This window comes from Pseudomonas sp. P4_C8 (genome assembly GCF_056401975.1).
In genome coordinates this window covers 68,086-79,956 of the sequence record NZ_JBFUIH010000014.1, presented here as the reverse complement: position 1 = coordinate 79,956, position 11,871 = coordinate 68,086, and the positions used below count along the sequence as shown (strand labels likewise).

The following is an 11,871-nucleotide window of genomic DNA, read 5'->3' as shown; positions in this document are numbered from 1 at the left end:
GCCTGCGTCCGGCTGCGCAGCAGTCGTAAATCCGGATTGCACGGTTTATCTGAAAGACCATGTCGACCGATTTTACGACTGCTGCGCAGCCGGACGCAGGCTCCGCCAGCTGCTACAGGCTGACACTTCTCAAGTAAGGAAAGACCATGTCGGTAGCGGTGATTCAAATGGTCAGCCAGAGCGACGTGCTGGCCAACCTGACTCAGGCACGCCGGCTGCTCGAACAGGCGGCGGCCGGCGGTGCGCAACTCGCCGTATTGCCGGAAAACTTCGCCGCGATGGGCCGTCGCGACATCGCCGACATCGGCCGTGCCGAAGCGTTGGGCGACGGCCCTATCCTGCCATGGTTGAAACAGACCGCCCTCGACCTCAAGTTATGGATAGTGGCCGGCACGTTGCCGTTGCCGCCGGTGGATCAGCCGACGGCGAAAGTGCATGCCTGCTCGCTGTTGGTGAATGATCATGGCGAGACGGTGGCGCGCTACGACAAGCTGCATTTGTTCGACGTGGACGTGGCGGACAATCGTGGGCGTTACCGCGAGTCCGATGACTATGCTTATGGCAGTGGGGTGGTGGTTGCGGATACACCGGTCGGTCGAGTCGGGCTGACGGTGTGTTATGACCTGCGCTTCCCGGAGCTGTACAGCGAATTACGCGCCGCCGGAGCGGAGCTGATTACTGCGCCGTCGGCGTTCACGGCGGTGACCGGTGCTGCGCATTGGGATGTGCTGATTCGCGCCCGCGCCATCGAGACGCAATGTTATGTGCTGGCGGCCGCTCAGGGTGGGACTCATCCAGGGCCGCGAGAAACCTGGGGGCATGCCGCAATCATCGACCCCTGGGGGCGGGTGCTGGCGCAACAGGATCAAGGCGAGGCCGTGCTGCTGGCCGAACGCGATAGCAGCGAACAGGCGTCCATCAGGGCGCGGATGCCGGTGTCCAGTCACCGGCGCTTTTTCTCGCAGGGCGCTCAGCGACCTGCCTCAGAACGATGAATTTAAGGCGTAAAGCATATGAGCGAGTTGTTGTCCTCAGTCAGTGAACACCTCCTGGCGCCCGGCGGCGTAACGATCGAGAGCCTGCAAGGCGTGCTCGGCGATCTGGCCGGCCCGGGCATCGATGCCGCCGACCTGTATTTCCAGGGGCAGATTTCCGAGTCCTGGGCGCTGGAGGACGGGATCGTCAAGGAAGGCAGCTTTAACCTCGACCAAGGCGTCGGCGTGCGTGCGCAATCGGGTGAAAAAACCGGTTTTGCCTACAGCAATGCCATCACTCTGGAAGCCCTCGGTGCGGCGGCCCGTGCCGCGCGTTCGATCTCCCGCGCCGGGCAGAATGGTACGGTGCAGGCGTTCACCACGCAGGACGTCGCCCAGTTGTACGGGCCCGATAACCCGCTGGAAGTGATGACCCGTGCCGAAAAAGTCGAACTCCTCAAACGCATCGATGCAGCCACTCGCGCCCTCGACCCACGTATCCAGCAAGTGACCGTGAGCATGGCCGGTGTCTGGGAACGTATCCTCATCGCGTCCACTGATGGCAGCCTGGCCGCCGATGTACGACCGCTGGTGCGCTTCAATGTGAGCGTGATCGTCGAGCAAAACGGTCGCCGCGAGCGCGGTGGACATGGTGGCGGCGGGCGTACCGATTACCGCTATTTCCTCGGTGACGACCGCGCCATGGGCTACGCCCGTGAAGCGTTGCGTCAGGCACTCGTCAACCTTGAAGCCATTCCGGCACCGGCCGGTACGCTGCCGGTGGTGTTGGGTTCCGGCTGGTCCGGCGTGCTGCTGCACGAAGCGGTCGGCCACGGTCTGGAAGGCGACTTCAACCGCAAGGGTAGCTCTGCCTACAGCGGGCGCATGGGCGAAATGGTTGCGTCCAAACTGTGCACCATCGTTGATGACGGCACGTTGGCAGGCCGTCGCGGCTCCCTGAGCGTCGATGACGAAGGCACCCCGACCGAGTGCACTACGCTGATCGAAAATGGCGTACTCAAAGGCTACATGCAGGACAAGCTCAACGCCCGCCTGATGGGCGTGGCCCGTACCGGCAACGGTCGTCGTGAGTCCTACGCCCACCTGCCAATGCCGCGCATGACCAACACCTACATGCTGGCGGGCGAAAGCGATCCGGCAGAAATCATCGCCTCGGTGAAGCGCGGCATTTACTGCGCCAACCTCGGTGGTGGACAGGTGGACATCACCAGCGGCAAGTTTGTGTTCTCCACCAGCGAAGCGTATCTGATCGAAGACGGCAAGATTACTGCGCCGGTCAAAGGCGCGACATTGATCGGCAACGGTCCGGAAGCCATGAGCAAGGTGTCGATGGTCGGTAACGATCTGGCGCTGGACAGCGGCGTTGGGACGTGCGGCAAGGATGGGCAGTCGGTGCCGGTGGGTGTCGGCCAGCCAACGCTGAAAATCGATGCGATCACTGTGGGTGGCACAGGCGCATAAGTGGCTTTTGAAAAAGTGAAGCTTCGGGTGAGCCGCTTGGCGGCTCACCCCGGAAGGGACTTAACGCAGACCGCGTTGAGTCTCGTCCAGCTCACGGATGTACTTGAAGATTTTACGGCTCGATGCCGGTGGCTTGTTGGTCGCCAATTCGTGCTGGGCCTGACGGATCAGGGAGCGCAATTGCTGACGATCAGCCTCCGGGTAGTCGAGCACGAACTTCTCCAGGACTGCATCGTCGCCCGCGATCAAGCGATCGCGCCAGCGTTCCAGGCCATGGAAACGTTCGTTGTACTGCCGGGTGGAGGCATCGAGTTGATCGAGCAAAGTCAGAATGGCGTCAGTGTCCTGATCGCGCATCAGTTTGCCGATGAACATAAGGTGCCGTTTACGCGCGATATTCGCGGTGTGCTTGGGCGCATCGGCCAGGGCCCGGCGCATAGCGTCGGTCAACGGCAGTTTTGCCAGCAAGTCAGGCTTGAGTGTTGTAAGGCGCTCGCCAAGGTCAACCAGAGCATGAAGCTCGCGTTTAACCTGGGATTTGCTTTTTTCTCCCGTATCGAGGGAGTCGTCGTAAGAATCAACCATGGTGGCCGTCCGCAAAGAAACGCCGCCATGATAACCAGTCGGGGGCCGCTTGTCCGGCCCGGTCGCTCGAAGGCCATACCGAAAGCAGAATTTGAGTGGAGAACAGCATGAGTGCAGTTGAAAGCGTCGGCCCACAAGCGTTGCCGGCACTGCAAGAACAAGTCGAGCAGATCATCGCTGAAGCCAAGCGTCAGGGCGCCAGCGCCTGTGAAGTTGCCGTGTCCCTGGAGCAGGGCCTGTCAACGTCGGTGCGTCAGCGTGAGGTCGAAACTGTCGAATTCAACCGCGATCAGGGTTTTGGCATCACCTTGTACGTCGGCCAGCGCAAAGGTTCGGCCAGCACCTCGGCGAGCGGTCCTGAGGCGATTCGCGAGACCGTCGCTGCGGCGCTGGCCATCGCCAAACACACTTCCGAAGACGAAGCCTCGGGCCTGGCTGATGCCGCGCTGATGGCTCGCGATCTGCAGGATTTCGACCTGTTCCACCAATGGGATATCACGCCGGAGCAAGCCATCGAACAAGCGTTGGCCTGCGAAGCCGCCGCGTTTGCCACCGACAGCCGGATCAAGAACGCTGACGGCACCACGCTCAGCACCCATCAGGGTTGCCGCGTGTACGGCAACAGCCACGGATTTATCGGCGGCTACGCGTCGACGCGCCACAGCTTGAGCTGCGTGATGATCGCCGAGGCCGACGGTCAGATGCAGCGCGATTACTGGTACGACGTAAACCGTCAGGGCAATTTGCTGGCCGACCCGGTGAGCATTGGTCAGCGTGCCGCGCAACGGGCGGCGAGCCGTCTGGGTGCGCGTCCGGTGCCGACCTGCGAAGTGCCGGTGCTGTTTTCCGCTGAGTTGGCCGGTGGTTTGTTTGGCAGCTTCCTCTCGGCCATTTCCGGCGGAAGTCTGTATCGAAAATCATCGTTCCTGGAAGGCACGCTGGGTCAGAAGCTGTTCCCGGAATGGTTGACCATCGACGAGCGTCCGCACTTGATGCGCGCCTTGGGCAGTTCCGCATTCGATGGCGATGGCCTGGCGACTTACGCCAAACCGTTCGTCGAAAAGGGTGAGTTGGTCTCCTACATCCTCGGCACGTACTCCGGGCGCAAGCTCGGCATGCCAAGCACCGCCAACGCTGGCGGCGTGCACAACCTGTTCGTCACCCATGGGGACGAAGATCAGGCCGCGTTGTTGCGCCGCATGGGTCGTGGCTTGTTGGTCACGGAACTGATGGGCCAGGGCCTGAACATGGTCACCGGCGATTACTCCCGAGGCGCGGCGGGTTTCTGGGTCGAGAACGGTGAGATCCAGTTCGCGGTGCAGGAAGTCACCATCGCCGGCAACATGCGTGACATGTTCAAGCAGATCGTTGCGGTCGGTAATGACCTGGAGTTGCGCAGCAACATTCGCACGGGGTCGGTGCTGATCGAGCGGATGACGGTGGCGGGTAGCTAACCCTTACCGCTTAAAAAAGGCGCGCCACCCAATTGGGTGGCGCGCCTTTTTTATGCGCCTTGCACCGTCCCCTGTGGGAGTCAGCCGCCTATGCGGACGTTGTAGCAGCTGGCGAAGCCTGACGCAGCTTGCGGCAGCTGCTACAGAGGGCAGTTTTTACTCGCCTTCTTCGAAAAAGTTATTGATCAACGCCACCAGCGCATCCAGCGCTTCCTGTTCTTGCTCGCCTTCGGTACTCAAGTGAATTCTGGTGCCTTTGCCGGCGGCGAGCATCATCATGGCCATGATACTTTTCCCGTCAACCATTGATTCTGGCGTCTTCCCTGCCCTGATCTGACACGGATACTTACCCGCCACTCCAACAAATTTTGCAGAAGCACGGGCATGCAGGCCCAGCTTGTTGATGATTTCGATTTCCAGAGCAGGCATCGCGATGTGAATCCTTTAGCTGAGGTCGCGGTGGCGGACCTGGACGTTCTTCAGGGATTGTTGCAGGACCTGGCCCAGACGTTCGGTCAGGTAGACGGAGCGATGATGTCCTCCGGTGCAGCCAATGGCGATGGTGACATAAGCGCGGTTGCTCGCGGCAAAGCGCGGCAGCCACTTGAGCAAATACGATGATATGTCCTGGAACATCTCTTCGACGTCCGGTTGGGCTGCCAGGTACTCGGCCACCGGTTGATCAAGCCCGGACTGAGCGCGCAATTCCGGCTTCCAATAAGGGTTGGGCAGGCAGCGCACGTCGAACACCAGGTCTGCGTCGACCGGCATGCCGCGCTTGAATCCGAAAGACTCGACCAGGAACGCAGTACCGGCTTCCGGCTGGTTCAACAGGCGCAGCTTGATGGTATCGCGCAGCTGATACAGGTTCAGGTGGGTGGTATTGATTTTGAGATCTGCCAGATCGGCGATCGGACCCAGCAGATTACTTTCGTCCTCGATGGCTTCTGCCAACGAACGGTTGGCGTTGCTCAGCGGGTGACGACGGCGGGTTTCGGAAAAGCGCTTGAGCAGGGTTTCTACGTCGGCGTCCAGGTACAGCACATCGCACTTGATATGCCGGCTCCGGACTTCATCCAGCAGTTCGGGAAACCGCGAAAGGTGACTCGGCAAGTTACGCGCATCAATGGATACGGCGACCAGCGGTTGTGCCAGTTCGGTATGAATCAGTGCGCGTTCCGCCAACTCCGGCAGCAGGCCGGCGGGCAGGTTGTCGATGCAGTAGTAGCCGTTGTCCTCGAGAACATCGAGGACGGTGCTTTTACCTGAGCCGGAGCGGCCGCTGACTATGATCAAGCGCATGATTACTGACCGTTTTGCTCGTCCAGGACAACCTGATACAAGGCTTCGTTGCTCGGAGCGCTGCGAAGACGATCACGGACTTCCTTGCGATCGAGCATGCTGGCGATCTGGCGGAGCAGTTCCAGGTGCGCATCGGTAGCCGCTTGCGGGACCAGCAGTACAAACAGCAGGTCAACCGGGGCGCCGTCGATGGCGTCGAAATCAATGGGGGCGTCAAGGTGCATCAAGGCGCTGATGGGTGACTCGCAGCCCTTCAGGCGACAGTGGGGGATGGCGATGCCGTTGCCAAAACCGGTCGAGCCGAGTTTTTCACGGGCAATCAATGCCTCGAAGACATCTTGCATCTCCAGATCCGGCACTTCCCGGGCGATCAGGTTGGCAATTTGCTCGAGGGCTTTCTTTTTACTGCCGCCCGGCACGTTCACGAGGGAACGGCCGGGGGTCAGGATGTTTTCAAGTCGGATCATGGGTTGGGAGTGTTAACGACCGGTCGCACCCTGGAGGAGGCTCTGGGTCTTTTCCTTATGCTTTTTGAGTTGTTTATCCAGCTTGTCGGTCAGTGAGTCGATCGCCGCGTACATATCGGTATGTTCCGCGTTTGCGACCACTTCATTGCCGGGAATATGCAGGGTGGCTTCGATTTTCTGCTTCAGCTTCTCGACCGTCATCGTGACCTGCACGTTGGTGATCTTGTCGAAATGCCGCTCTAATCGTTCGAGTTTTTCGCCGATGTAGGTGCGAAGAGGTTCGGTCACTTCCAGTTGGTGTCCACTGATGTTGACTTGCATACAGCTTCTCCTTCGTTGCCAGTGCATAAAGCGGTAGATCAAATGATCTACCACTGGAACGCTGTGGCGTGGCTCTACATCAACCGCTTGCGTTCGCTCGAAGGCGCGATCCCGAGGGACTCGCGGTACTTGGCGACGGTGCGGCGAGCCACCTGAATGCCTTGTGCCTCCAGTAAACCAGCGATCTTGCTGTCACTCAACGGCTTTTTCTGATTTTCCGCGGCAACCAGCTTTTTGATGATCGCGCGGATCGCTGTGGACGAGCATTCACCGCCTTCGGAGGTGCTGACGTGGCTGGAGAAAAAGTATTTCAGCTCATAAATACCCCGTGGGGTATGCATGAATTTTTGCGTGGTCACCCGTGAAATCGTCGACTCGTGCATGCCCACGGCTTCGGCAATGTCATGCAGGACCAGTGGTTTCATGGCTTCGTCGCCGTATTCCAGGAAGCCGCGCTGATGCTCGACGATCTGGGTGGCGACTTTCATCAGTGTTTCGTTACGGCTTTGCAGGCTCTTGATGAACCAGCGGGCCTCTTGCAACTGATTGCGCATGAAGGTGTTGTCGGCGCTGGTGTCGGCGCGACGGACAAACCCGGCGTATTGGGCGTTGACCCGCAGTCGTGGTACTGATTCCTGATTCAGTTCCACCAGCCAGCGTTCGTTGTCCTTGCGCACGATAACGTCGGGAACGACGTATTCGGCTTCGCTGGATTCGATCTGCGAGCCGGGGCGCGGGTTGAGACTCTGGACCAGCTCGATGATCTGTCGCAGTTCATCTTCCTTGATCTTCATCCGGCGCATCAGCTGGGAGTAGTCGCGGCTGCCGAGCAGATCGATGTAGTCGCTGACCAGGCGTTTGGCTTCGGCGAGCCAAGGCGTATTGGCTGGCAATTGGCGCAATTGCAGCAGCAGGCATTCGCCCAGGTTACGAGCGCCGATACCGGCCGGCTCGAATTGCTGGATGCGGTGCAGGACGGCTTCGATTTCGTCCAGTTCGATGTCCAGTTCCGGATCGAAGGCTTCGAGGATTTCCTCGAGAGTTTCATCCAGATAGCCCTGATTGTTGATGCAGTCGATCAGAGTCACGGCGATCAGGCGATCGGTGTCGGACATCGGTGCCAGGTTCAGTTGCCACAACAGGTGGCTTTGCAGGCTCTCGCCGGCCGATGTGCGAGTAGTGAAATCCCATTCGTCGTCATCGTTGCTCGGCAGGCTGCTGGCGCTGGTCTGGTAAACGTCTTCCCATGCGGTATCGACCGGCAGTTCATTGGGAATGCGCTCGTTCCAGTCGCCTTCCTCGAGGTTGTCCACCGTGGGGGCGGTTTCCTGGTAGGAGGGTTCCTGAATGTCGGCGTTGGGTTGCTGCTCGGCTTTGTCGGCCAAGGGGTCGACGTTGTCGAAGTCGTCGCCTTCTTCCTGGCGTTCGAGCATCGGATTGGACTCCAGGGCCTCCTGGATTTCCTGTTGCAGGTCCAGGGTCGACAATTGGAGCAGGCGGATGGCCTGTTGCAGCTGCGGTGTCATCGTCAGCTGCTGGCCCATTCTCAAGACTAGCGATGGTTTCATGGCAGGGGCTTAACACCTTATTCGCCGGCGCACATGCGCCATCCACTACAGGGCGCCGGAGCGCCAAACATAAGCAAATTATATGCCTGAAACTGAAGTGTTTGCCTAGAGCGCTGTAACAATAAAAACCTGTTGATTTTTACTGTGATAAGCGCTCAGTCGACTAGCCAGACACATCAACGCTTACAGGCGGAACTCATGGCCCAGATAGACTTCTTTAACCAGGTCGTTGGCCAGGATAGTGGCGGCATCGCCTTCGGCGATCAGCTGGCCATCGTTGACGATGTAGGCGGTTTCGCAGATATCCAGGGTTTCACGGACGTTGTGGTCAGTGATCAGCACGCCAATGCCCTTGGCCTTGAGATGGTAGATGATCTGTTTGATGTCGCCGACCGAAATCGGGTCCACGCCGGCGAAGGGTTCGTCGAGCAGGATGAATTTCGGGTTGGTAGCCAATGCCCGGGCGATTTCCACGCGGCGGCGTTCACCGCCCGACAGGCTCATGCCGAGGTTGTCGCGGATGTGGCTGATGTGGAATTCCTGCAGCAGGCTTTCCAGCTCTTTGCGACGTCCGGCCTTGTCGAGTTCCTTGCGCGTCTCGAGGATCGCCATGATGTTGTCGGCGACCGAGAGTTTGCGGAAGATCGACGCTTCTTGCGGCAGATAGCCGATACCGGCCTTTGCACGACCGTGCATTGGCTGGTGGCTGACGTCCAGATCGTCGATCAGCACACGGCCCTGATCGGCCTGCACCAGGCCGACAATCATGTAGAAGCAGGTGGTCTTGCCGGCGCCGTTGGGACCAAGCAGGCCGACGATTTGACCGCTGTCGATCGACAGGCTGACGTCACGCACGACCTGGCGGCTCTTGTAGCTCTTGGCCAGATGCTGAGCTTTCAGAGTTGCCATTACGGGGCCTTTTGCTCGTCGGTTTTCTTCTTCGGCTGGATCACCATGTCGATACGCGGACGCGACTCGGTCACCTTGCTGCCGGTAGCGCGACCGGCGCTGGCAAGCTTTTTCTGGGTGTCGTAGACGATTTTCTCGCCTAGGGTGATGTTGTTGTCCTTGTCGACAACTTTTGCCTTGTCGATCAGTACTACGCGATTTTGCGCGGCGTGGTACTGGATGGTCACACCCCAACCCTGGACAGGCTTGGGGTCGCCTGCAGTTTGCAGTTGCTCGAAGTAGGCCAGATTGCCCACCGAGGTCACCACGTCAATGTCGCCAGTCGGGGTGCGGGTCATGGTCACTTTATTGCCGGTAACCTTCATCGAACCCTGGGTGATGATCACGTCGCCCGTATAGGTAGCAACGCCGTTCTTGTCGTCCAGCTGGGCGTCGTCGGCTTGTATGCGGATAGGCTGCTCTTGATCGTTCGGCAGAGCCCAGGCGCTCACGCTTCCCAGTGCTGCGCCCAGACTGAGCAAAATAGGGAGGGTTTTAACGAGCCTCATACTGTCCTCTTACGTTAGATAGCAGGTGTATCCTGCTTTCTTTCAAGTACGCTTTCATTCCGATGCCTGTCGATACACCGCCAGCGCCGTCGATACTAACGGGTTGATCGGTCTGCGCATATTGCTGCTGCGGGAACACAGTCATACGGGTGGTGGTAATCAGGGTCCTGCGGTTTTTTTCGTCGAAACGGGTGATGCGTACCGAATCGATCAGCTCGACCTGGGTGCCGTCCGGGTTGACTTCCCCGTGTTCACTCTGGACGTGCCAGGGAAACTCGGTGCCGCGAAACATGTTCAGGTCCGGATTGGTCAGCAATGTGACCTCGGACGCTTTCAGGTGTTCGACCTTGTCGGACGTCATTTCGTACTGCAATTTGCCGTCCGGCAGGAACTGCACGCTGTGGGCGTTGGTCGCGTAATAGTCGATCGTGCTTTCATCGACCTTGACCACAGGTTTGTCGAGGAAGCGTTCCGGGCTGATGTTCCAGTAGCCGACCGCAGCGAACAGCGCGGCGATGCAACTGAATAACAGGATGTTACGAAACTTTTTGCTCAGCATAGTCGGCTCACAGGTACGCAGCGTTGGCCGCATCGAGGCGGCCCTGGGCGCGCAGGATCAATTCGCAGAATTCGCGAGCGGCACCCTCGCCACCCCGGGCAACGGTAATGCCATGGGCGTTTTCACGCACGAAGCTGGCGGCGTTGGCTACCGCCATGCCCAGGCCGACGCGGCGAATCACCGGCAGGTCCGGCAAGTCGTCACCGAGATAGGCAACTTGTTCATAGCTTAGGTTGAGTTGAGCCAGAAGCTCGTCAAGCACCACCAGTTTGTCTTCGCGCCCCTGATAAAGGTGGGGGATGCCGAGGTTTTTCGCTCGTCGTTCGACCACCGGGGTTTTGCGGCCACTGATGATAGCGGTCTGCACGCCCGCTGCCATCAGCATCTTGATGCCTTGGCCGTCGAGCGTATTGAATGTCTTGAATTCACTGCCGTCTTCGAGAAAGTACAGGCGCCCGTCGGTCAGCACGCCATCGACGTCGAACACCGCGAGTTTGATCTGTTGGCCGCGTTGCAGCAGGTCCGTGTTCATTACATTACTCCCGCACGCAGCAAGTCGTGCATGTTCAGGGCGCCGACCGGACGGTCTTCGCTGTCGACCACCACCAGCGCGTTGATTTTGTGGTCTTCCATGATTTTCAGGGCCTCGGCGGCGAGCATTTCGGCGCGGGCGGTCTTGCCATGAGCGGTCATGACCTGTTCGATGGTGGCGCTGTGGATGTCGATGCTGCGATCCAGTGTGCGACGCAAGTCACCGTCGGTGAAGATCCCGGCCAGTTTGCCATCAGCTTCCAGAATGACGGTCATGCCCAAGCCCTTGCGGGTCATTTCCATCAATGCGTCTTTAAGCAGGGTGCCACGCTGAACCTGTGGCAAATCTTGACCGGCGTGCATGACATTCTCCACTTTCAACAGCAGGCGTCGGCCAAGCGCGCCACCGGGGTGGGAAAAGGCGAAGTCTTCAGCGGTAAAGCCACGAGCTTCCAGCAGCGCGACGGCCAGGGCATCGCCCATCACCAGGGCGGCCGTGGTGGAGGAGGTGGGTGCCAGGTTCAGCGGGCAGGCCTCGTGTTCGACGTGAACGTTGAGGTTGACCTCGGCGGCCTTGGCCAGCGGGGATTCCGGGTTGCCGGTCACGCTGATCAATTGAATGCCCAGACGCTTGATCAGGGGCAGCAAGGTCAGGATTTCATTGGTGGAGCCGGAGTTCGACAGGGCCAGGATGATGTCATCCCGCGTGATCATGCCCATGTCGCCGTGGCTGGCTTCGGCGGGGTGGACGAAAAAAGCCGTGGTGCCGGTGCTGGCCAGGGTCGCGGCGATCTTGCTGCCGATGTGTCCTGATTTACCCATGCCGACCACAACCACGCGGCCTTTGCTGGCCAGAATCATCTCGCAAGCGCGTACGAAATCTGCGTCGATGTGGGGCAGCAAGCCTTCTACGGCTTCCAGTTCGAGGCGGATGGTGCGTTGTGCTGATTGAATCAGGTCACTGGATTGGCTCATGTCGGAAATCGTATAGCCTGATGAAAGGCGGCGATTATAGCGGTAATGATCAAAACCCTCACGCAAGTTCGTTGCGCTTTGTCATTCCCGATGACGCAATCCCCTCTAAACAAGGCTTTTTGCCGATGATGTTACTGAAGATGGGCTGGCTTTGGCCTTGGGCGCCGGGCCTTTGCAGTGATATAGTTCGCGGCCA

Annotated in this window: 14 protein-coding genes; 3 read left to right on the top strand and 11 right to left on the bottom strand. The window is 59.2% G+C overall.

Going from position 1 to position 11,871, the window contains the following annotated elements:
- The first annotated feature begins 146 nt into the window (after window positions 1–146).
- Window positions 147–995 carry a carbon-nitrogen hydrolase family protein gene (locus AC1DWM_RS11350; RefSeq protein WP_477795215.1) on the top strand — a complete coding sequence of 283 codons (849 nt, stop codon included), beginning with the start codon at window positions 147–149 and terminating at the stop codon, window positions 993–995.
- Between the two features lie 18 nt (window positions 996–1,013).
- A complete protein-coding gene (tldD, locus tag AC1DWM_RS11345) occupies window positions 1,014–2,456 on the top strand; it encodes a metalloprotease TldD (RefSeq protein ID WP_223516501.1) in 1,443 nt (480 codons plus the stop codon).
- 60 nt (window positions 2,457–2,516) lie between these two features.
- On the opposite strand, the gene yjgA is transcribed toward tldD, so the two are convergent.
- Window positions 2,517–3,041, bottom strand: coding sequence for a ribosome biogenesis factor YjgA (gene yjgA, locus AC1DWM_RS11340; RefSeq protein WP_007901505.1), 525 nt, complete (start codon window positions 3,039–3,041; stop codon window positions 2,517–2,519).
- Window positions 3,042–3,148: 107 nt separating this feature from the next.
- Between yjgA and pmbA the strand changes: the two genes are divergently transcribed.
- Window positions 3,149–4,495: a metalloprotease PmbA gene (gene pmbA / locus AC1DWM_RS11335; RefSeq protein WP_027924526.1), complete on the top strand. Its 1,347-nt coding sequence runs from the start codon at window positions 3,149–3,151 to the stop codon at window positions 4,493–4,495.
- Between the two features lie 156 nt (window positions 4,496–4,651).
- On the opposite strand, the gene AC1DWM_RS11330 is transcribed toward pmbA, so the two are convergent.
- The 10 genes from AC1DWM_RS11330 to AC1DWM_RS11285 form a co-directional block, all read right to left on the bottom strand.
- Complete coding sequence (locus AC1DWM_RS11330; protein WP_223516502.1) at window positions 4,652–4,924, bottom strand: HPr family phosphocarrier protein; 273 nt, start codon at window positions 4,922–4,924, stop codon at window positions 4,652–4,654.
- 15 nt (window positions 4,925–4,939) lie between these two features.
- The gene (rapZ, locus tag AC1DWM_RS11325) at window positions 4,940–5,797 is read right to left on the bottom strand and encodes an RNase adapter RapZ (RefSeq protein WP_223516503.1); all 858 of its coding nucleotides are present in this window, start codon (window positions 5,795–5,797) and stop codon (window positions 4,940–4,942) included.
- A 2-nt stretch (window positions 5,798–5,799) separates the two neighbouring features.
- Window positions 5,800–6,264, bottom strand: coding sequence for a PTS IIA-like nitrogen regulatory protein PtsN (ptsN, locus tag AC1DWM_RS11320; RefSeq protein WP_223516504.1), 465 nt, complete (start codon window positions 6,262–6,264; stop codon window positions 5,800–5,802).
- A gap of 12 nt (window positions 6,265–6,276) precedes the next feature.
- A complete protein-coding gene (hpf, locus tag AC1DWM_RS11315; protein ID WP_046026821.1) occupies window positions 6,277–6,585 on the bottom strand; it encodes a ribosome hibernation-promoting factor, HPF/YfiA family in 309 nt (102 codons plus the stop codon).
- A 74-nt stretch (window positions 6,586–6,659) separates the two neighbouring features.
- A complete protein-coding gene (locus AC1DWM_RS11310) occupies window positions 6,660–8,153 on the bottom strand; it encodes an RNA polymerase factor sigma-54 (protein ID WP_223516505.1) in 1,494 nt (497 codons plus the stop codon).
- Window positions 8,154–8,336: 183 nt separating this feature from the next.
- A complete protein-coding gene (lptB, locus tag AC1DWM_RS11305; RefSeq protein ID WP_007942755.1) occupies window positions 8,337–9,062 on the bottom strand; it encodes an LPS export ABC transporter ATP-binding protein in 726 nt (241 codons plus the stop codon).
- Complete coding sequence (gene lptA, locus AC1DWM_RS11300; RefSeq protein ID WP_477795214.1) at window positions 9,062–9,610, bottom strand: lipopolysaccharide transport periplasmic protein LptA; 549 nt, start codon at window positions 9,608–9,610, stop codon at window positions 9,062–9,064. Before lptA ends, lptB begins: the two co-directional genes overlap by 1 nt.
- Complete coding sequence (gene lptC / locus AC1DWM_RS11295; protein ID WP_223516507.1) at window positions 9,597–10,169, bottom strand: LPS export ABC transporter periplasmic protein LptC; 573 nt, start codon at window positions 10,167–10,169, stop codon at window positions 9,597–9,599. Before lptC ends, lptA begins: the two co-directional genes overlap by 14 nt.
- Window positions 10,170–10,176: 7 nt before the next feature.
- Entirely contained in the window at window positions 10,177–10,701 is a 525-nt protein-coding gene (locus tag AC1DWM_RS11290; RefSeq protein WP_452624958.1) for a KdsC family phosphatase, read from the bottom strand.
- Window positions 10,701–11,675 (bottom strand): KpsF/GutQ family sugar-phosphate isomerase, encoded by a 975-nt coding sequence (locus AC1DWM_RS11285; protein WP_223516509.1) that lies wholly within the window; start codon window positions 11,673–11,675, stop codon window positions 10,701–10,703. Before AC1DWM_RS11285 ends, AC1DWM_RS11290 begins: the two co-directional genes overlap by 1 nt.
- Between the last annotated feature and the right edge of the window lie 196 nt (window positions 11,676–11,871).